The following is a 17,867-nucleotide window of genomic DNA, read 5'->3' on the forward strand; positions in this document are numbered from 1 at the left end:
TCACTCCCCCTTGAAGCTGGGCTGACGCTTTTCCATGAAGGCGGCCACGCCCTCACGGTAATCGGCGGTACGTCCGGCCAGGCGCTGCAGGTCGCGCTCGAGGTCGAGCTGCTGATCGAAGCTGTTGTCGGCACTGGCATGCAGGGCGCGCTTGATCAACGCCAGGCCGCGGGTGGGCTGGGTGGCCAGGTGGCGGGCCAGGGTGAGCGCCTCGTCCTGCAGGGCCTCGTCTTCCACCACCTTCCAGATCATGCCCCACTGCTCGGCCTGCTCAGCGCTGAGTCTGTCACCCAGCATGGCCAGGCCCTTGGCGCGGGCCATGCCCACCAGGCGCGGCAGGGTCCAGGTGCCGCCGGAATCCGGCAGCAGGCCGATCTTGCAGAAGGCTTGAATGAAGCTGGCCGAGCGGGCCGCGAGTACGATGTCGCAGGCCAGGGCAATATTGGCACCGGCACCGGCGGCCACCCCGTTTACCGCGCAGACGGTGGGAAAAGGCAGATCGCGCAGCGCGCGCAGCATCGGGTTGTAGCGTTTCTCCAGCGACTCGCCCAGGTCCGGCGCCTCGGCGCCTGGCGCCACGTTGCGGTCGGTGAGATCCTGTCCGGCGCAGAAGCCGCGGCCGCTGCCGGTCAGCAGCAGGGCTCTCACGCTGTCATTCTGGCGCACCGCCTCGAGTGTTCGGCGCATCTCGGCGTGCAGCTCGGCGTTGAAACTGTTGAGGCTATCGGGGCGATTCAGCGTGAGTCGGGCGACGCCGTCTTCCACGGTATAGAGCAGGGGCGCTTCACTCATGATCGTTTTTCCTGTGTCAGTGCCCGTTGAAGCAGGTGATTCGGCAAGAGTCTGGAGCTTGCTGCGGACGAACCTAGGGGCGAGTATAGGATTTTTTGATACGAATCAAAATGCGACATTTGAATTTAATGTATCGTATTATGTCCCGAAAAGACGTTTTCCTGTTGTTTTTCAGCATGTTGCTCCATGCAGACATTCCCGTGGCGAAGAGGTTAGACCATGGTCGAAACATGGCCGCCCGGAGCATCGATCCCGCCATAACCGACTCATGGTGAGACGTTCTACCGCTCTGCCTCGATAGGATATGGGGGCGGCCGCAGGCGAGTGGTTTGATGTTGCGTTACGATATGGATAGGATTTAGTTATGTCTCGTATCGTATAGTGCCGCTCATGCAGCGTCCGCTGTGGCCAACTGGAGGGAGAAGCGCGTCATGCCCTGTTATCGACTCGAGGGAGTCACCCCGGTGGTGCACCCCACTGCCTATGTGCACCCCACCGCGGTGCTGATTGGCGACGTCATTGTTGGCCCCGGCTGCTACGTGGGGCCCGGCGCCGTGATGCGCGGCGACTTCGGCCAGCTAGTGCTGGAGGAAGGTGCCAACCTTCAGGACACCTGCGTCATGCACGGCTTTCCCGGCTGCGTCACCCGGGTGGAGAAAGATGGCCATATCGGCCACGGCGCCGTGTTGCACGGCTGCGTGGTGGGCCAGGATGCCATGGTGGGCATGAATGCCGTAGTAATGGACAACGCTGTGATCGGCGCGCGCTCGATCGTCGCCGCTGCCGCCTTCGTCAAGGCCGGCTTCGAATGCCCGCCTCAGTCACTGGTGATGGGCGCGCCAGCCACCGTCAAGCGTGAATTGAGCGACCAAGAGGTAGCCTGGAAGCAGCAAGGCACGCGTGAATACCAGCGCCTGACCGAACGCTGCCTGGACAGTCTGGAGCCCTGTGAGCCGTTGGCTGAGCTGGAGGCCGACCGACCGCGGCTCAACGCCGGCGATACTCAGCCCAAGCAGCAGACTCTCGGCCAGGCGCAGTGACACTGCCATACCGGGTAGGCGCGCCTGCCCAGCCTACTCCAGGCCGCCAAAGCGCTGATAGAAGCTGTGACCGGGGGCCGGCAGTGGGCCCTCGGCGGTTTCCAGGTGGCGGTCCAGCCAGCGCTCGGCGCCCTGGTAAATCTCCCGATAAATGTTGCGGCACAGCTGGCGAGCGTTGCGGCCTTCCCAGGCGGTAGGTAGCAGCTCCTCGGGTAGCTGGGGGTCGCGCAGCTGCACCTTGCGATACTCGTGAATCAAGAGAGTGCGAGCGATGAAAGCATCCTGGTCGCCCAGTGGCTGGCTTTCGCTGAGGCTCTTCCATAGCGGCCGGAACTGGGCGAGAAAGCGATTGTAGCTCTCCGCCAATTGGTCGAGATTCCAGCTTTCGCGTACCTGCAGGCGCAGCGCCTTGGACGCCAGAGGGTCGCTAGCCTCGCTGCGCAGGACGATGGCATCTTCCACTACGCCGAGTTCCTGGAGCAGCCCGAGAGCCTCGCTGCGAGGCTTGCGTGGGTGCGCCAGTACCCCATTGGCGAAGGCGCCGAAGCCTTGCCATTCCAGCTCCTCCCGGGTGCGGGTGCGCTCGCCCGCATCCAGCTGGCCCAGGAAAACCAGGGTCCAGCCGCCGTCCCAAGCCTCACCGTTGCCATGGTAGACCCGCTTGAAGGCCTGCTCGAAGCGTCGCCGTCCCGGGCCGCTCAGGCTGTAGTAGCTACGCCGGCCGACCTTCTCGCCCTGCAGCCAGGTCTCCTGGGTCAGACGATAAACCGAGGTGCGCACCAATCGCTCATTGATGCCGATGGGCTCCAGCAGCTGGGAGATGCTGCCCAGCCACACGGTTCCGCCACGGGGCACGATGGCATCGCCATAAAGCGTGATGATGAGAGAGCCGGAGCGCAGCGGTCGGCGGCTCTGGAAATTATCGATCAGGCTGGCAACGCATTCGGTAGCAGACGGCATGGGTGAGCATGGTCCTGGCAAATGTTGAATCGGTATGTGACCTGGCGGTACTGGCAGGCGGGAAGTAGGGTATCACATCATGCACCCTCAGCATCGGGCCCTGGCCAGCAAGCTTTCTTCAAACAGCCGTGCAGCCTGCCTTTCTGGTCGGCTCACGTATCGCTTCTCGAGCTTTTCGTTCCCCTGCGCCGCCCTATTGCCGCCGACACAGCGCCACCAGCCGCGCCTTGGAGGGCACGCCGAGCTTGGCGTAGGCGCGCTTGCGGTAGGTTTCGGCAGTGGAGAGGGCGATATCGAGTTCGGCGGCGGCGGTCTTGAGGGTATGGCCGCGCAGCAGGTAGAGGCACAGCTGGCGCTCGCGTTCGGAGAGCGGCGCGAGGATGGCCGCCTCCTCGGGGCTCGCCCGCTGCGACGAGACGGGCCTGGCCTGGGCGTAGTGGCGGCGCATCAAGCTGGCCAGCAGCGGCGCCAGGGCATCCAGCCGCGACAGATCGTGGGGCGCGAAGGGGCCGGCCTTACTGCCACGGTAGAGGTTGAGATAATAGACGCTCTGTTCGCCGGGCAGGGTCAGCGAGACCTTGTCGACCAGGTCGGGGAAGGCGAACAGGTGGCTGCGATAGGCTTCCGGCATGGCGTCAACCTGCATCGGCGTGATTTCGGCGTCGCTCTGCTCGCCCTCGTCAGCCATCAGCTGGCGCAGGCGCTGGTAGTTGGGGTCCTGGCGGAACAGGCCGCCGGTGTAGAGCTCCGCCAGGCGATCGGCCATGCGCGGCGCGCGCCGGTTGTCCGCCAGCAGGCAGTCGACCTCGTCGCGACCGTCGAAGGCGAACACCATGCACTGCTCGATGCCCACCGCCTGGCGCAGCAGGGCCAGCAGCGCCTCGTCGAAGCCCGCCTCGCCCAGCCGCGCCACGCACTCGGCCATGGCCGGCATCAGCCCCGGCCAGTCGGTGGTTTGCTCGTTGCTGGTTTCCATTCGTCGCTGCCTCTCGCCGCGTGCTGTCCCGGCTTTTGCGGGACACCGGTCGGGTCGCTCCCGGGGTAGTCTGTCGCTAGATACAACGCCAACAGGAGCCGCCCATGCGACCCGCCGGACGCGCCGAGACCGACTCGCTCTATTTCGATTATCCCCACTTTCCCTTCGTTCGTCCCCCCGAGCTGGAGGGTCGGGCGGTGCGTCATCGGGTGGCCATCGTCGGTGCCGGTCCGGTGGGCGTCACCGCCGCGCTGGAGCTGGCGCGCCACGGCATCGCGTCGGTAGTGCTCGACGACAAGGCCACCGTCAATGACGGCTCGCGGGCGATCTGCCTCTCCCGCCACAGCCTGGAGATCCTGCAGCAGCTCGGCGTCGAGGCCCCCTTCGTGGCCAAGGGCCTGGGCTGGACCCGGGGCCGCACCTACTTTCGCGACCGCGAGATCTTCCGCTTCGAGATGCCCCACTCCGAGCAGGAGCGCTTCCTGCCGATGATCAACCTGCAGCAGCAGTACATCGAGAAGTTCCTGATCGACAAGGCCGCCGAGAGCGAGCCTGTCGAGCTGCGCTGGCAGAGCGCGGTGACCGGCGTGAGCCAGGATGCGAGCGGCGTGAGCCTGGAGGTGAGTACCCCCGAGGGCGACTATCGCCTCGCCTGCGACTACCTGCTGGCCGCCGACGGCGCCCGCAGCGTGGCGCGCAAGGCACTGGGCCTCGCCCTGCACGGCGAGGCCTACGAGGGCCGCTACGTGATCGCCGACATTCGCCTGCGCTCCGACTTTCCCACCGAGCGGCGCGCCTTCTTTCACTCCCACGCCCTGCCCGGTACCACTATCCTGGTGCACAAGCAGCCCGATGACATCTGGCGCATCGACTACCAGCTCGGCCCCGAGGAAGACCCGGACCAAGCGGTGGAGGAGGCCAGCATCCGCGAGCGGGTGAGCCTGATCGTGCGCGAGGTACTGGGCGAGGGCGACGCCTGGGAGCTCGAGTGGTGGAGCCTCTACAAGGCGCACACCCTGGCGCTGGACGACTATCGCCACGGCCGCGTGCTGTTCATCGGCGACAGCGCCCACCTGGTGCCGATCTTCGGCGTGCGCGGCCTCAACAACGGCCTGGCCGACGCCGCCAACGCCGGCTGGAAGCTGGCCTGGGTGCTCCAGGGGCGGGCGCCCGAGCGGCTGCTCGACAGCTACAGCCCCGAGCGGCGCGGCGCCACGCTGGACGTCTTCGCCAATGCCGGCAAGAGCACCCGCTTCATGACGCCGCCGAGCCGGGGCTACCGGCTGATGCGCGACGCCGCCCTGACGCTGGCGCTCGACAACGACTACGCCAGCGGCTTCGCCAACCCACGCCAGGTCACGCCCTACACCTACGCCGAGAGCCGGCTGACCCTGCCCGACGACGCCGATTTCGAGGCCGGGCCGATCCCCGGCGCGCCGCTGCCTAACCGCCGGCTGGGCGAGGACGACTACCTGCTCGATCATCTGGGCAGCGGCTTCACCCTGCTGCACTTCAGTCGAAATGGCGATGTTGATTCGGCACTGGCCGAGCGGTTGGCCGCGTTGCAGGCTCGGGGCCAGGCCGTCGAGCTGCTGCGCGTGGCCCGCGAGCCGGGCGAAGAGGGCGCACTGGTGGATCGCGACGGTGGCCTGTTCGCCGCCTATGGCGCCGAGTCCGGCAGCGCCTACCTGGTGCGCCCCGACCGCCACGTGGCGGCGCGCTGGAAGCGCCTCGCCCCCGCCGACCTCGAACCCGCCCTCGTCACCGCTTTGGGAGGTAAATGAGATGACCGCTACCACACTGCCCTTCGCCGAACTGGAGCGGGTCTACGAAACGCTGGCCGAGACCCTGGACTCGCTCCCCGAGAATCAGGAACGGCTGTTCCTCGCCCAACTGGCGCTGGCGCTGGCCCATCGCGTCGGCGACGTCGAGCGGGTGATGGTCGCCATCGAGGAAGCGCGCCGCGGTGTGGAGGAGGCTGGCGCGGGCTAGCGGGGATGGCCCCGCCGGGAAGTGCTCGCGACTTGAGCGTGGTCAAGGCGAGATCCGGCAGGGGCGCTATCGTCAAAGGTGGGCTGTAAAGGAATGCCTCGATGAGTTCACCTCGACCCTCCGGCAAGACGCGGTCGCCGTCGGGCGGCACGCTGCCGCTGCGCGACTATCTCGAAGGCGAGCGAGCGCTGCTCGAGCTGCGCTGCTGCGAGCCCAGGGCGTTGAGCATGATGATCCACGACCTGGCCCATCCCATGAGCCCCTCGCTGGAACAGGCCATCGCGCGCTGCCTGGTCGACAGGGAGCTGGAGTTCGCTCCCGCCGAAACCCTGCTGCCCGTGATGATGCGGCGCTTCGGCCTCGACCCGGTTGCCTGCGGCCGCGACCCGGCCATCCATGCCCTGCGTACCGTGTGCAGCGCCTGCTCGAAAGTCGCGACCTGCTGGCTGGCGCTGCGCCAGGATGCGCCTGCGCAAGCGTGCCGGGCCATGTGTCCCAACGCCGAGGCGCTCGAAGGGCTGGCGGCCCGTTCGCAGGACGACGGAACGATTCGGTAAGCCTGCCTGGCTCAGACAGTAGCGGCGCCCAGCCGCGTCAGCAGGTCGTCGATCATGGCGATCTTGGCCTCGGCCTCGCGAATCTGGGCGCGGAACGTCTCGCGCTTGTCCCTCAGTCGGCTTTCCAGCTCGTCGCAGAAGGGGGGCTCGGGGCGGAAGCGCGGCATTGCCTCGCGGATCTCGTCGAGGCTGAACTCCAGCTCGCGGGCGCGGCGCACGAAACGCAGCTCCGCCAGGGTCTGCTCCGTGTACTCGCGATAGCCGTTGTCGCGCCTGAGCGGCGGCGTGATCACGCCGCGCTTCTCGTAGAATCGTATGGTGTCGCGGCCGAGCCCGCTGGCCTTCTCCAGTTCACCGATCCGCATGGGGAAAAACGCCTTGACTATGGAGTTGGCTCCACACCTTACCATGGTTTGATGTGCCCGCATGGGGCGATCACGAGACATGGTGAGGAGGCAACGAGATGGCACCCAAGCTCGAGGAGCGCCAGGTAGAGACCGGTGACGGCGTGGCCATTGCCGCGCGTTTCGTCACCCCGGCAAATCCCACGGCGGCGGTGCTGATCGCCCCGGCCATGGGCGTGCCCCAGCGCTTCTATGCCCCGCTGGCGCAGTGGCTGGCGAGGCAAGGGATGGCCGTGGCCACCTTCGACTATCGCGGCATGGGGGCGTCGCGGCCGGCGCGGCTGAGTGGCTTTCCTGCCACTATCATGGACTGGGCGCAGCTCGATGCGTCGGCAGTGCTCGAGGCGCTGGAGCGACAGGCGCCGGGGCTGCCGCGCTACTGGATCGGCCACAGCCTGGGCGGGCAGATTCCGCCGCTGGTGCCGGGGCACGAGCGGCTCGAGCGCATCGTTACCGTGGCCTGCGGCAGCGGCTACTGGCGCGAGAACGCACCGGCGCTGAAGCGGCGTGTGTGGCTGTTCTGGTTCGGTGCCGTGCCCCTGCTCACGCCGCTGCTGGGCTATTTTCCCGGCCAGCGGCTCAACATGGTGGGCGACCTGCCCCGCGGCGTGGTCGAGCAGTGGCGGCGCTGGTGTCTCGACCCGGAATACGCGGTGGGGGCGGAGTCCGGCGTGCGCGAACGCTTCGCCGCCGTGCGTACGCCGGTGGTCTCGCTCTCCTTCAGCGACGACGACTTCATGTCGGCGCGCAACACCGAGTCGCTGCACGGTTTCTATGCCAACGCGCCGCGCATCCTGCTGCGCATCCGACCCCGGGAGGCGGGCCTGGCCCGTATCGGCCACTTCGGCTTCTTCCGCGCCGAGCACGAGCAGGCGCTGTGGCAGCGTTACCTGCTGCCGGCACTGCAGGGCTGCCTGGCGCAAACCGCGGCAACGGACACGTTCGTGCGGCCGTGAGTCAGGCCGGCACTTCCTGCTCCAGCAGCACTGCCACCGCCTCGCCGACGCGCCTGAGGCCGGCTTCGACGGCGGGCGTCATCGCCGCGGCATAATTCAGGCGCAGGCAGTGGCGAAACTTGCCCGAGGCCGAGAACAGCGAGCCCGGCGTGATGTGCAGCCCCTCGCCCATCAGTTGCTCGTTGAGGCGCACGCAGTCGACGGCGCCCGGCAGCTCCAGCCACAGCAGGAAGCCGCCCTGGGGATAGCTGACCCCGGTACCGGGCGGGAAGTAGCGCAGCACCCAGTCGATCATGATGTCGCGATGCCGCCGGTACTGGCGCACCATCTCGCGCAGGTGGCGTTCGTAGTGGCCGTGCTGGACGAACTCGGCCACGGCGAGCTGCGGCAGCGTGGCCGAGGCGCCGGTGGAGACGTACTTCATGTGCAGCGCCTGGTCGCGGTAGCGCCCCGGCGCCATCCAGCCCACCCGTAGCCCGGGCACCAGCGTCTTGGAGAAGGCGCTGCACAGCAGCACCCGGCCGTCGTCGTCGAAGCTCTTGAGCGTGCGCGGCCGGGGCGTATCGAAGGCGAGGTCGCCGTAGATGTCGTCCTCGACGATGGCCACGTCGAAGCGCTGTGCCAGTGCCACCAGGGCCTGCTTGCGCGCCTCGGGCATGGTGTAGCCGAGCGGGTTGTTGCAGGTGGGCGTGACCTGGATCGCCTTGATCGGCCACTGTTCGAGCGCCAGCTCCAGCGCTTCGAGGCTGATGCCCGTGCGCGGGTCGGTGGGGATCTCCAGCGCCTTGAGCTTGTGGGCCTTGAGGATCTGCATGGTGCCGTAGAAGCTCGGCGAATCCACGGCCACCACGTCGCCGGGTTCGGTCAGGGTGCGCAGGGCCAGCGACAGCGCCTCCTGGCAGCCGGTGGTGATGAGCACGTCGTCGGGATGCAGCAGGCAGCCCGACTTGTCGGCCAGGCGCACGATCTGGCGGCGCAGCTCGAGGCTGCCCGGCAGGCTGTCGTAGTTGAGCCCATGAGCCGCCACGTGCCGGTGCAGGGTGGCCAGCTGGCTCTGCAGCGGGCGCAGGCTGGCGGCCGCGAGATCCGGAATGCCGCGCCCCAGCATCAGCAGGCGGTCCTCCTCGGGAGCGCGCGCCACCAGCTCCAGTACCTGGTCCCACTGGGAGACGTCGAGCGGGCGCTGGGCCGGGCGCGACACCTTCGGTAGCACGCTCGGGGTCGGCCGCGGCAGCACATAGTAGCCCGAGCGGGGACGGGCTTCGGCCAGGCCGGACGCCTCGAGTCGCCGGTAGGCCTCCTGCGCCGTGGAGACACTGACGCCAAGCTCGCGGCAGAGCGCGCGCACGGAGGGTAGCCGGTCGCCGACGCGATACTGCCCCTGCTCGATGCGCTGGGCCAGGGCCTGTGCCACCTGATCGTAACGTTTCATGACAGAGTCGCCAAACTGTTCCTGCGTACGGTACAGAAGAGGAAATTGCGGACGATACAGAGCCAGAATAGCCCCAACTGTATCGTAAAACTAATTTTATATTGAATCTGTATTGGTTTTTTGCACGCACGTAGCCTGTCAGAACCCACCGACAGGAGACGCCGCCATGTTTCTCGAACGCTTCATTCAACTGTCCCGCTGGATCAGGAGCCGGCAACGGCGCCACCGTACCCGCTGCGACCTGCGCCATCTCGACGACCATCTGCTGGCCGATATCGGGCTCGACCGGGCCACGGTCGAGCGTGAGGTGCGCAAGCCGTTCTGGCGTTGAGGTCCAGGGCGTGACGGGAACCCCCGACGCTGCGCGATGCCCTAAGAAGGAGGAGGCGAGCCACCAGGCAGCCAAGGAGGAGCCAGCCATGATAGAGACGCTACCGGCCCCCGAATACGTGGCGGCGTTTCGCATCTCGGGCACGCTGCACAGCGCGGACTACGACGTACTGATCCCTGCCATCGAGTCGAAGCTCGAGCACAACGAGCATATCGGCGTGCTGGCCGACATGACCGACTTCGACCACATGACGGCCGGCGCCCTGCTGCGCGACCTGGCCTACGCCATGAGCAAGCTGGGCGAATATCACCGCTTCAAGCGTGCCGCGGTGATCGCCGACAAGCGCTGGATCGAGACGACCACCAAGCTGGCCGCCAAGCTGTTCCCCAATACCGAAGCGCGCCTGTTCCATGCCGGTGAGCTGGAGGAGGCCATGCGCTGGGTCGCCGGCTTTCGCCGCGACCTGATCAACGGCGGGTTATGAAGGCGCGGTAGCGGCGGCCCGCTCGCCGTGCCACTGGCGCAGCAGCCAGGCGAAGGCCAGCCCCAGCGCGAGCAGCCACAGCCCGGCGCCGGCCAGCAGCCAGCCGCTGTCGGCCAGGCGTAGCACCAGCCCGCCGAGGCTGACGCCTACCGACTGACCGAGGAACAGGCAGCCGGCGAACACCGCCATGGCGGTGCCGCGCATGGTCGGGGCCATCTGAGTGGCGTTGATCTGCAGCGTGCTGTGCATCATGTAGAAACCCAGCCCGGCGGCGAAGGCGCCAGCGGTGGCCAGGGCCGGCAGCGGGGATAGCGCCAGCCCGACGAAGCCGAGCCCCATCAGCACGCCGCCGCCCGCGGCCAGGCCCGGCTCTCCCAGTCGGGCGACCAGCGTTCGCGCCAGGGCCGCGAAAATCAGCCCGCCCACGCCGAACAGTGCCACCATCAGTCCCGCCTGGGTCAACGAGACCTCCAGGCTGTTGTAGAGGTGGCTGGCGACGAAGGCCAGCGCGCCGAAGGCGGCGATCCCCTCGAGAAATACCAGTGCCAGGATGCGCCGGGCGCGGGCGATCAGCAGCACCTCGCGAATGCGCGAGAAGAAGGCGATGCGGCCCTGCTCGGCCTTGGGTGGCGACAGGGCCGGCTGGCGCCGCAGGGCTTCGAGCAGCAGCCCGCCTGCGGCGACGAACAGCAGCGTGAGCAGCATGAATGCCGCCTGCCAGCCCAGCGTGTCGGCCAGGAAACCGCCCGCCACCTGCCCCGAGATCAGTCCCAATACCGCGCCCGATAGCATGTGAGCCAGGGTGACCTGGCGCCGCTCGTAGGGCACGTTGTCGCCCACCCAGGCCATGGAGAGCGGGATGATCGCCGCGGCGGTGGCGCCGTTCAGGGTGCGGAACAGCAGCAACATGGGCAGCGACTCGGCCAGCGCCGAGCCCAGCGCGCCCACGGCACAGGCCAGGGTGGCCAGGCCGATCACCCGCAGGGTGCCGTGGCGGTCGCCCAGCGGGCCGTAGGCGAGCTGCATCACGCCGTAGGCGATGGCGAACAGGGTGATGTTCTGCGCCACATCGGCCACCGGCCGGGCGAAGGCCTGCGACAGTGCCGGCAGCATGGCGTCGGTGACGCGCATCGAGGCCATGCTGGCGAAGCCGGCCAATGCCAGCAGCAGGATGACGAGGCGGGGCGCTGCGCTGCCGCTCATCGCGACGAACCTGCCTGGCCGGCGGCCGCCGCCTGACTGGCAGGCCGCACCAGCAGCAGATAGGCCAACAGGGAGAGTACACCGCCCAGGCCGATGGAGACGGCCATGGTCAGCGAGGTGCCGTCGTGGAAGCGGCCGACCAGCGCCCCGCCGAGGGCGGCGAGGGTCATCTGCAGGAAGCCGAACAGCGAGGAGGCCGAGCCGGCGCACTGCGGGTTCGGCGCCAGTGCCCCGGACATGCTCTGCGGCATGACGATGCCGAAACCGACCAGAAACAGGATGTGCGGCCCGATCACCGCCCACGGCGTGTAGATCGCCGCCGCCGCCAGACCGGCCATGGTGAGACCGGCCAGCGCGCAGATCGAGGTGGCCAGCAGCAGCAGTCGGTCACGGCCCAGGCGGTGGCTGAAGCGCCCGCTGATCAGGGTACCGCTGAAGAAACCGGCGACGATCAACGTGAAGCCGATCCCATAGCCGAAGGGCGACATGCCCATGAACTCGATCAGCACGAAGGAGGAGCCGGAGAGAAACGCGAACAGGCCGGTGAAGCCGCTGGCGTTGACCAGCGTATAGCCCATGAATGCACGCTGACCGAGCAGCATGCGGTAATTCTGCAGGATGGTGGCGGGATGCACCGACTGGCGATTCTCCCGCGCCAGCGGTTCCGGCATGAGAAAGGCGAGCACCAGCAGCATCGCCGCGGCGTAGATCGTCAACAGCACGAAGATCGATTCCCAGCCGAAGAACAGCAGCAGCCCCGCGCCGACGATGGGGGCCAGGGCGGGGGCGAGCGCCATGGTGCTGGCCATGTAGGAGAGCACGCGTCCGGCCTCGATGGGGCCATGGATGTCGCGCACCGCGGCACGGCCCAGCACCGGGCCGGCGGCGCCGCCCAGCGCCTGCAGGAAGCGCCCGGCCAGCAGCCACTCGATGCTCGGTGCGAAGGCGCACAGCAGGCTGGCCAGTAGGAACAGGCCGAAGCCGGCGATCATCACCGGCCTGCGCCCGAAGCGGTCGGAGATCGGGCCGCAGAACAGCTGGGCCACGGCGAAGCCGGCCATGTACAGGCTCAGCGTCAGCTGGATCTGGTCGGGACCGGTGTCGAGCGCCGCGGCCATCGCCGGCATCGCCGGCAGGTACATGTCGGTGGCCAGCGGACCCAGCGCGGTCAGCGCCGCCAGCGTGATCACCATGGCGGGGGACTTCAGCCTCAGCACGTCGCATTCTCCTGAAGTGGCAAACAACGATCGGCGGGCGCCGCTTCCCCGCTCGGTGTGGAGCCTGAGGTTGCGGTGCCCGCCAGTCGTTAGCCTGCTTATTGTAGCCGAAATCGCTCGCGATATCCTGCGCCAGGAGCCGACCTTTTCGTTTCATTTGAAACTATATAAGGGGGCGGCCTCGACCGCAACGGCTTGGCGATCGGTCAAATCCGACAGACGGCTAGTCGAAACGATCCCAGTGGGGGGGATCGCCGAAGTAGCCGTCAAGGAAGTCGACGAAGCAGCGTACCTTGCTCGCCAGCAGTTGGCGATGGGCATACACCGCATAGAGCGACATCGGCTCGGGCTCGTGCTCCGCCAGGATGACCTGCAGTTTTCCTTCCTTGATCGCGGAACCCGAGATGAAGGTGGGCTGCAGGGCGAGGCCGCCACCGGCGATGGCCGCTTCGACCAGTACATCGCCATTGTTGCTGATGAAGTCGCTGTTGACCTGGTCGCCGCGCTGCGGGTCGTGCCCCGGCAGCCAGCGCAGCAGCGACTCACCGGCCTCCTGCTCCATGTAGCTGTAGCGCAGGTAGCGATGCGCCTCGAGGTCTTCCGGGCACCGGGGCGTACCGTACCGCTTCAGATACTCGGGTGAGGCGCACAGCACCAGGCGGATCGGTGCGATCCGCTTGGCGATCAACGAGGAACTCTTCAGGTGGCCGATGCGCAGGGCGACGTCGAATCCCTCCTCGACGATGTCGACCTTGCGGTCGTTCAGCTGCAGGTCGATGCCGACGGCGGGATGGGCGCGCTGAAAGTCGCTCAGCAACGGGGCCAGGTGGCGGATGGCGAAGGAGACCGGGGCGCTGATACGCAGCCGGCCCCGGGCCTGGGTCTGCAGGTCGCCAAGCTGATGCTCCATGTCGTCCACGTCGTTGAGCAGTTGCTGGGCGCGCGGGTAGAGGCGTGCGCCGGCCTCGGTCAGGTGGCTCTTGCGGGTGGTGCGGTTGAGCAGTCGCACCCCCAGACGCTGCTCGAGCTGCGAGACGTACTTGCTGACGAGCTGGGGGGAGAGCTCCAGCCGCTCGGCGGCACGGGTGAAGCTGCCTTCGCTGACGACCGTGACGAAGGCGCGCATGGCATCGATACGATCCATCGGTTCCTCACAGAGAATGGATGCCTACATTATCAACGTAACGTTGCTAATGATCCAACGAATGCCCTCTTAGTTTCGCTATTTGGCGATAGTAAAGTGGCGTCATCCCCTCGGGGCGAGCCCCGTGACACGACCACAGAAACCGATTCGAGGTAACCATCATGAACACACGATTCGTCCAGGCCCTGTTTTCCTCCCGCAGTGGCGTGGCCGCCCTGGTCCTGCGGGTCCCGGTGGGGCTGATCCTGGCCGCCCACGGCGCGCAGAAGCTGTTCGGCTGGTTCGGCGGCTACGGCCTGGAAGGCACCGGCCAGTGGCTGGCGAGCATCGGCCTGGCGCCGGGCTATCTGATGGCGCTGCTGGCCGGTGGCGCCGAGTTCTTCGGCGGGCTGGCGCTGGTGCTGGGCCTGCTGACCCGCCCGGCGGCGCTGGTATCGGCCTTTACCATGCTGGTGGCGATTTTCGCCGTGCATATCGGCAACGGTCTGTTCATGGCCAACAACGGCTACGAATACGCCCTGACCCTGTTCGTCGCCACCCTGGCCCTGGCCATTCAGGGCGGCGGACGGTTCGCACTGGACAGCCTGCTGGCACAGCGCTTCGTGGGTGCCCAGCGGCGCGCCGCCACCGGGCGGTGAGCGGCGGATCGCCGCGCGAGTGTCATCGACCCTTCGCTCCTTCCTCCCTGAGGGGAAGGGGCTCGTCACAGGAGAAGAGCATGCTGGTCAACGGTGTCTGGCAAGAGAACTGGCAGCCGGTACAGGCGAAGGATGAGCAGGGGCGCTTCCTCCGCCAGACTTCGTCGTTTCGCCACTGGGTCACCCCCGACGGGGCGCCGGGCCCCACCGGGGCGGGAGGCTTCAAGGCCGAGAAGGGGCGCTATCGGCTCTATGTCGCCTATATCTGCCCCTGGGCGTCACGCACGCTGATGGCACGGACGCTGAAGGGGCTCGAGGAGGTGATCGAGGTCACCGTCGTCAACCCCCGGCTGACCGACCAGGGCTGGCGGTTCGGCGGCTACCCCGGCGCCGATGAGGACACGCTCCACGGCGTGCGCTACCTGCACGAGCTCTATACTCGCGCCGATCCGCAGATCTCCGGGCGCGCCACCGTGCCGGTACTGTGGGACAAGCAGACCGGGACCATCGTCAACAACGAGTCCGCCGATATCGTGCGGATGCTGAACGGCGCCTTCGTCGGGATCGTGGACCAGGGGCCGGACCTCTACCCGGCCGACCTGGCCGCCGAGATCGAGGCCCTGAACGCCTATCTGTACACCGACCTGAACAATGGCGTGTACCAGGCCGGTTTCGCCTCCAGCCAGCAGGCCTACGAGGAGGCCTACGGCAAGGTCTTCGCCGCGCTGGACGAACTGGAGTCGCGGCTCGCCGACGGGCGTGCCTATCTGTTCGGCGAACGCCTGACCGAGAGCGACCTGCGCCTGTTCGTGACCCTGGTGCGCTTCGATGCCGCCTATCACGGCCTGTTCAAGTGCAACCGCAACACGCTACGCGCCATGCCGGGCCTGCACGCCTACATGCACCGCATCCTGGCCCTCGACGGCATCGCCGCCACCGTGCGCCTCGATCATATCAAGGCGGGCTATTATTCCATCAAGGCGCTGAATCCCGGCGGAATCGTGCCGGCAGGGCCCGGCAAGCTCTGATGAGGGCCGGTCCGTCATCACCATGAGCGACCAGGAGGAGCGTCAGCCGTGAGCCATACCACCGATGTGCTGTTCATTTCCCACGGCGGCGGTCCGCTGCCGCTGCTGGGCGACCCGGGCCACCGCGAGATGGTGGCCCGGCTCACCGAGATCGCCGGCCAGCTGCGCCGGCCCTCGGCCATTCTGGTCATCAGCGCCCACTGGGAAGCGGCGGTGCCGACCATCACCGCGGGGGCCAACCCGGCGCTCATCTACGACTATTACGGCTTTCCGCCCGAGTCCTACGAGATCGAATACCCCTGCCCCGGCGAGCCGGCGCTGGCGCGGCAGATCCACCAGGCGCTGAGGCAGGCCGGGTTGCCGGCACGGCTCGACGAGCACCGGGGCTTCGACCATGGGCTGTTCGTGCCGCTCAAGCTGATGTATCCGGAGGCGGACATCCCCTGCGTGCAGCTGTCGCTGGTCGACAGCCTGGATGCCGCGACGCACCTGGCCATCGGCAGGGCGCTACGGGCGCTGGAGGTCGACGACCTGCTGGTGATCGGGTCGGGATTCTCCTTCCACAACATGCAGGCGTTCTTCGCACCCGCCACGCCGGAGCTCGATGCCCGCAACCAGGCCTTCGAGGCGTGGCTCGAGGAGACCTGCAGCGACGCACGCCTCACCGAAGCGCAGCGCACCGAACGCCTGCTGCAGTGGGAACGCGCGCCCCACGCCCGGTTCTGTCACCCCCGCGAGGAGCACCTGTTGCCGCTGCACGTGTGCTACGGCCTGGCGGGCCAGCCCAGCGAGACCCACGTCTCGGCCACGATCCTCGGCAAGCGATCGGGAATGTTCTACTGGCGGCTCGAACACTGAGCGCCGGGGCGCAAGGGCGCCCGGAACGGGAGCGGGCACGCTGCCTGGAGAGCCGCGCGCCCGCTTTCGTCGGCTGCGCCTTCAACCGGCGTCCGGCTGCGCGCCCGGGGCGGCCTTGGCGAAGGCGTCCAGCGCTCGGCAGCGCTCGGTGATGCGCCGGAGCGTCGGATATGCGGAGAGGTCGCACTCGAAGCGCTCGGCGTTGAACACCTGCGGCACCAGGCAGACATCCGCCAGGCTCGGGCTGTCGCCGTGGCAGAACGCGCCGGTGGCGGCTTCGCTGGCCAGCCTTGCCTCCAGCGCGGTGAAACCCTCGGCGATCCAGTGGCGGTACCAGGCCAGCTTGGCCTCGTCGTCCAGCTTCAGCTCGTGCACCAGGTACTTGAGCACCTTGAGGTTGTTGAGCGGATGGATCTCGCAGGCGACGAGCTGGGCCAGCGAGCGCACCCGGGCACGGCCCTCGGCATCCGACGGCAGCAGCGGCGGCTCGGGGTGGCGCTCCTCCAGGTACTCGCAGATCGCCAGCGACTGGGTCAGTTGGGTGCCGTCGTCGGTCTCGAGCACCGGCACCAGCCCCTGGGGGTTGTGAGTGCGGAAGTCGTCGCTCTTCTGCTCGCCCTTGACCAGGTTGATCGCTACCTGCTCGTACGCCAGCCCCTTGAGGTTGAGCGCGATGCGCACCCGGTAGGCCGCCGAGGAGCGGAAATAGCCATATAGCGTGGTCATACGTGGCTCCTTGTGTCGCGTCACTTCGGCTGGTACTTGACCACCTGCTGGTCGATGGCGCCGAAGATGCTGTTGCCCTGGCGGTCGAACATCTCGATGCGCACCCGGTCGCCGAAGCGCAGGAACGGCGTCCTGGCTGCGCCGTGCAGGATCTGCTCGACCATGCGCACCTCGGCCAGGCAGCTGTAGCCCACGCCGCCGTCGGCGACCGGCTTGCCGGGGCCGCCGTCGGGGTCGGGGTTGGAGACGGTGCCCGAGCCGACGATGGCCCCGGCGCCCAGGTAGCGGGTCCTGGCCGCATGCGCGACCAGCTGCGGGAAGCTGAAGATCATGTCCGGGCCGGCCTCGGGCTCGCCGAACTTCTCGCCGTTGAGGTGCACCGTCAGCGGCAGGTGGACCTTGCCCTCCTGCCAGGCGTCGCCCAGCTCGTCGGGAGTGACGCAGATCGGCGAGAAGCTCGAGGCCGGCTTGGCCTGGAAGAAGCCGAAGCCCTTGGCCAGCTCGCCCGGGATCAAGCCGCGCAGGCTGACGTCGTTGACCAGCATGATCAGCTTGATGTGGCCGGCGGCCTGCTCCGGGGTGACTGCCATGGGCACGTCGTCGGTGATCACCGCGATCTCGCCCTCGAAGTCGATGCCGTGCTCCTCGCTGACCGCCTCGATGTCCTCGGTGGGGGCCAGGAACTTGTCGCCGCCGCCCTGGTACATCAGCGGGTCGGTCCAGAAGGTCTCCGGCATCTCGGCGTTGCGCGCCTGACGCACCAGCTTGACGTGATTGAGGTAGGCGGAGCCGTCGGCCCAGTGGTAGCTGCGCGGCAGCGGCGAGTGGAGCTTGCTCTGGTCAAGGTCGAAGGCGCCGGCGGCGCTGCCGTCGTTGAGTTCGGCGTAGCGCGCCTCCAGCCTGGGGCTCGCGGTGTCCCAGTTCTCGATCGCCTGCTGCAGGGTGGCGGCGATGTCGGTGGCGGAGACGGCGCGGGTCAGGTCGCGGGAGACCACCAGCAGTTCGCCGTCGCGGCCGTTTTTCAAAGTGGCGAGTTTCATCTTGGCTCCATCCTTTCGTCAGGGGCGGGGCGCGTCGGCCCCGTCCGGTTCGGCGTTGTGTCGCTCAGGGCTGTTAGTCGGCTCATCAG

At 67.6% G+C, this 17,867-nt stretch carries 20 protein-coding genes; 10 read left to right on the forward strand and 10 right to left on the reverse strand.

What is annotated here, in order from left to right; translation table 11 throughout:
- Positions 1 to 792, reverse strand: coding sequence for a 2-(1,2-epoxy-1,2-dihydrophenyl)acetyl-CoA isomerase PaaG (paaG, locus tag I4484_RS00395; RefSeq protein ID WP_197449107.1), 792 nt, complete (start codon positions 790 to 792; stop codon positions 1 to 3).
- A 431-nt stretch (positions 793 to 1,223) separates the two neighbouring features.
- Here paaG and paaY point away from each other — a divergent pair, with 431 nt between their 5' ends.
- Positions 1,224 to 1,832 (forward strand): phenylacetic acid degradation protein PaaY, encoded by a 609-nt coding sequence (gene paaY / locus I4484_RS00400; protein ID WP_197449108.1) that lies wholly within the window; start codon positions 1,224 to 1,226, stop codon positions 1,830 to 1,832.
- Between the two features lie 33 nt (positions 1,833 to 1,865).
- Here paaY and paaX read toward each other — a convergent pair whose 3' ends face one another.
- Both paaX and I4484_RS00410 read right to left on the reverse strand, forming a co-directional pair.
- Positions 1,866 to 2,792: a phenylacetic acid degradation operon negative regulatory protein PaaX gene (gene paaX, locus I4484_RS00405; RefSeq protein ID WP_197449109.1), complete on the reverse strand. Its 927-nt coding sequence runs from the start codon at positions 2,790 to 2,792 to the stop codon at positions 1,866 to 1,868.
- Between the two features lie 193 nt (positions 2,793 to 2,985).
- Positions 2,986 to 3,768, reverse strand: a complete 783-nt coding sequence (locus tag I4484_RS00410; RefSeq protein ID WP_197449110.1) for a helix-turn-helix transcriptional regulator — start codon at positions 3,766 to 3,768, stop codon at positions 2,986 to 2,988.
- A 104-nt stretch (positions 3,769 to 3,872) separates the two neighbouring features.
- Between I4484_RS00410 and I4484_RS00415 the strand changes: the two genes are divergently transcribed.
- The 3 genes from I4484_RS00415 (at position 3,873) to I4484_RS00425 (ending at position 6,317) form a co-directional block, all read left to right on the forward strand.
- On the forward strand, positions 3,873 to 5,552 hold the full coding sequence (locus tag I4484_RS00415) for an FAD-dependent monooxygenase (protein WP_197449111.1): 1,680 nt from the start codon (positions 3,873 to 3,875) through the stop codon (positions 5,550 to 5,552).
- A gap of 1 nt (position 5,553) precedes the next feature.
- Complete coding sequence (locus I4484_RS00420) at positions 5,554 to 5,760, forward strand: DUF2783 domain-containing protein (protein WP_197449112.1); 207 nt, start codon at positions 5,554 to 5,556, stop codon at positions 5,758 to 5,760.
- Between the two features lie 101 nt (positions 5,761 to 5,861).
- Positions 5,862 to 6,317 (forward strand): hypothetical protein, encoded by a 456-nt coding sequence (locus I4484_RS00425; protein WP_197449113.1) that lies wholly within the window; start codon positions 5,862 to 5,864, stop codon positions 6,315 to 6,317.
- 11 nt (positions 6,318 to 6,328) lie between these two features.
- Here I4484_RS00425 and I4484_RS00430 read toward each other — a convergent pair whose 3' ends face one another.
- Positions 6,329 to 6,682, reverse strand: coding sequence for a MerR family transcriptional regulator (locus tag I4484_RS00430; RefSeq protein WP_197449114.1), 354 nt, complete (start codon positions 6,680 to 6,682; stop codon positions 6,329 to 6,331).
- 98 nt (positions 6,683 to 6,780) lie between these two features.
- On the opposite strand from I4484_RS00430, the gene I4484_RS00435 reads away from it, so the two are divergent.
- Positions 6,781 to 7,677 carry an alpha/beta fold hydrolase gene (locus I4484_RS00435; protein ID WP_197449115.1) on the forward strand — a complete coding sequence of 299 codons (897 nt, stop codon included), beginning with the start codon at positions 6,781 to 6,783 and terminating at the stop codon, positions 7,675 to 7,677.
- Position 7,678: 1 nt separating this feature from the next.
- Here the strand turns inward: I4484_RS00435 and I4484_RS00440 are convergent, their stop codons facing one another.
- Positions 7,679 to 9,109: a PLP-dependent aminotransferase family protein gene (locus tag I4484_RS00440; RefSeq protein WP_197449116.1), complete on the reverse strand. Its 1,431-nt coding sequence runs from the start codon at positions 9,107 to 9,109 to the stop codon at positions 7,679 to 7,681.
- Between the two features lie 166 nt (positions 9,110 to 9,275).
- On the opposite strand from I4484_RS00440, the gene I4484_RS00445 reads away from it, so the two are divergent.
- Complete coding sequence (locus I4484_RS00445) at positions 9,276 to 9,440, forward strand: DUF1127 domain-containing protein (protein WP_197449117.1); 165 nt, start codon at positions 9,276 to 9,278, stop codon at positions 9,438 to 9,440.
- A gap of 88 nt (positions 9,441 to 9,528) precedes the next feature.
- Positions 9,529 to 9,924 (forward strand): STAS/SEC14 domain-containing protein, encoded by a 396-nt coding sequence (locus I4484_RS00450; protein WP_197449118.1) that lies wholly within the window; start codon positions 9,529 to 9,531, stop codon positions 9,922 to 9,924.
- On the opposite strand, the gene I4484_RS00455 is transcribed toward I4484_RS00450, so the two are convergent.
- The 3 genes from I4484_RS00455 to I4484_RS00465 all read right to left on the reverse strand — a co-directional run bounded on the left by I4484_RS00455 (position 9,919) and on the right by I4484_RS00465 (position 13,488).
- On the reverse strand, positions 9,919 to 11,127 hold the full coding sequence (locus tag I4484_RS00455) for an MFS transporter (RefSeq protein ID WP_197449119.1): 1,209 nt from the start codon (positions 11,125 to 11,127) through the stop codon (positions 9,919 to 9,921). The two genes, I4484_RS00450 and I4484_RS00455, sit on opposite strands and share 6 nt — an antisense overlap.
- Entirely contained in the window at positions 11,124 to 12,344 is a 1,221-nt protein-coding gene (locus I4484_RS00460; RefSeq protein ID WP_197449120.1) for a multidrug effflux MFS transporter, read from the reverse strand. Before I4484_RS00460 ends, I4484_RS00455 begins: the two co-directional genes overlap by 4 nt.
- Positions 12,345 to 12,567: 223 nt before the next feature.
- Positions 12,568 to 13,488: a LysR family transcriptional regulator gene (locus I4484_RS00465; protein ID WP_197449121.1), complete on the reverse strand. Its 921-nt coding sequence runs from the start codon at positions 13,486 to 13,488 to the stop codon at positions 12,568 to 12,570.
- Positions 13,489 to 13,649: 161 nt separating this feature from the next.
- Here I4484_RS00465 and I4484_RS00470 point away from each other — a divergent pair, with 161 nt between their 5' ends.
- The 3 genes from I4484_RS00470 to I4484_RS00480 all read left to right on the forward strand — a co-directional run bounded on the left by I4484_RS00470 (position 13,650) and on the right by I4484_RS00480 (position 16,012).
- Positions 13,650 to 14,126: a DoxX family protein gene (locus I4484_RS00470; protein ID WP_197449122.1), complete on the forward strand. Its 477-nt coding sequence runs from the start codon at positions 13,650 to 13,652 to the stop codon at positions 14,124 to 14,126.
- 80 nt (positions 14,127 to 14,206) lie between these two features.
- Complete coding sequence (locus I4484_RS00475) at positions 14,207 to 15,154, forward strand: glutathione S-transferase family protein (protein WP_197449123.1); 948 nt, start codon at positions 14,207 to 14,209, stop codon at positions 15,152 to 15,154.
- 48 nt (positions 15,155 to 15,202) lie between these two features.
- Positions 15,203 to 16,012: a class III extradiol ring-cleavage dioxygenase gene (locus tag I4484_RS00480; protein WP_234283669.1), complete on the forward strand. Its 810-nt coding sequence runs from the start codon at positions 15,203 to 15,205 to the stop codon at positions 16,010 to 16,012.
- A gap of 81 nt (positions 16,013 to 16,093) precedes the next feature.
- On the opposite strand, the gene maiA is transcribed toward I4484_RS00480, so the two are convergent.
- The gene (maiA, locus tag I4484_RS00485) at positions 16,094 to 16,738 is read right to left on the reverse strand and encodes a maleylacetoacetate isomerase (RefSeq protein WP_197449124.1); all 645 of its coding nucleotides are present in this window, start codon (positions 16,736 to 16,738) and stop codon (positions 16,094 to 16,096) included.
- Positions 16,739 to 16,758: 20 nt separating this feature from the next.
- Positions 16,759 to 17,778: a fumarylacetoacetate hydrolase family protein gene (locus I4484_RS00490; protein ID WP_197449125.1), complete on the reverse strand. Its 1,020-nt coding sequence runs from the start codon at positions 17,776 to 17,778 to the stop codon at positions 16,759 to 16,761.
- Positions 17,779 to 17,867 lie beyond the last annotated feature (89 nt).

It is taken from the genome of Halomonas sp. SS10-MC5, from assembly GCF_015992245.1.
Classification (GTDB): domain Bacteria; phylum Pseudomonadota; class Gammaproteobacteria; order Pseudomonadales; family Halomonadaceae; genus Halomonas; species Halomonas sulfidoxydans.

Coding starts and splice junctions, on each gene's coding strand:
- I4484_RS00455 (WP_197449119.1), bottom strand. CDS start 11,127: ATGAGCGGCAGCGCAGCGCCCCGCCTCGTCATCCTGCTGCTGGCATTG.
- I4484_RS00430 (WP_197449114.1), bottom strand. CDS start 6,682: ATGCGGATCGGTGAACTGGAGAAGGCCAGCGGGCTCGGCCGCGACACC.
- I4484_RS00470 (WP_197449122.1), top strand. CDS start 13,650: ATGAACACACGATTCGTCCAGGCCCTGTTTTCCTCCCGCAGTGGCGTG.
- I4484_RS00420 (WP_197449112.1), top strand. CDS start 5,554: ATGACCGCTACCACACTGCCCTTCGCCGAACTGGAGCGGGTCTACGAA.
- maiA (WP_197449124.1), bottom strand. CDS start 16,738: ATGACCACGCTATATGGCTATTTCCGCTCCTCGGCGGCCTACCGGGTG.
- I4484_RS00475 (WP_197449123.1), top strand. CDS start 14,207: ATGCTGGTCAACGGTGTCTGGCAAGAGAACTGGCAGCCGGTACAGGCG.
- I4484_RS00435 (WP_197449115.1), top strand. CDS start 6,781: ATGGCACCCAAGCTCGAGGAGCGCCAGGTAGAGACCGGTGACGGCGTG.
- paaX (WP_197449109.1), bottom strand. CDS start 2,792: ATGCCGTCTGCTACCGAATGCGTTGCCAGCCTGATCGATAATTTCCAG.
- I4484_RS00415 (WP_197449111.1), top strand. CDS start 3,873: ATGCGACCCGCCGGACGCGCCGAGACCGACTCGCTCTATTTCGATTAT.
- paaY (WP_197449108.1), top strand. CDS start 1,224: ATGCCCTGTTATCGACTCGAGGGAGTCACCCCGGTGGTGCACCCCACT.
- I4484_RS00450 (WP_197449118.1), top strand. CDS start 9,529: ATGATAGAGACGCTACCGGCCCCCGAATACGTGGCGGCGTTTCGCATC.
- I4484_RS00410 (WP_197449110.1), bottom strand. CDS start 3,768: ATGGAAACCAGCAACGAGCAAACCACCGACTGGCCGGGGCTGATGCCG.
- I4484_RS00440 (WP_197449116.1), bottom strand. CDS start 9,109: ATGAAACGTTACGATCAGGTGGCACAGGCCCTGGCCCAGCGCATCGAG.
- I4484_RS00465 (WP_197449121.1), bottom strand. CDS start 13,488: ATGGATCGTATCGATGCCATGCGCGCCTTCGTCACGGTCGTCAGCGAA.
- paaG (WP_197449107.1), bottom strand. CDS start 792: ATGAGTGAAGCGCCCCTGCTCTATACCGTGGAAGACGGCGTCGCCCGA.
- I4484_RS00425 (WP_197449113.1), top strand. CDS start 5,862: ATGAGTTCACCTCGACCCTCCGGCAAGACGCGGTCGCCGTCGGGCGGC.
- I4484_RS00490 (WP_197449125.1), bottom strand. CDS start 17,778: ATGAAACTCGCCACTTTGAAAAACGGCCGCGACGGCGAACTGCTGGTG.
- I4484_RS00445 (WP_197449117.1), top strand. CDS start 9,276: ATGTTTCTCGAACGCTTCATTCAACTGTCCCGCTGGATCAGGAGCCGG.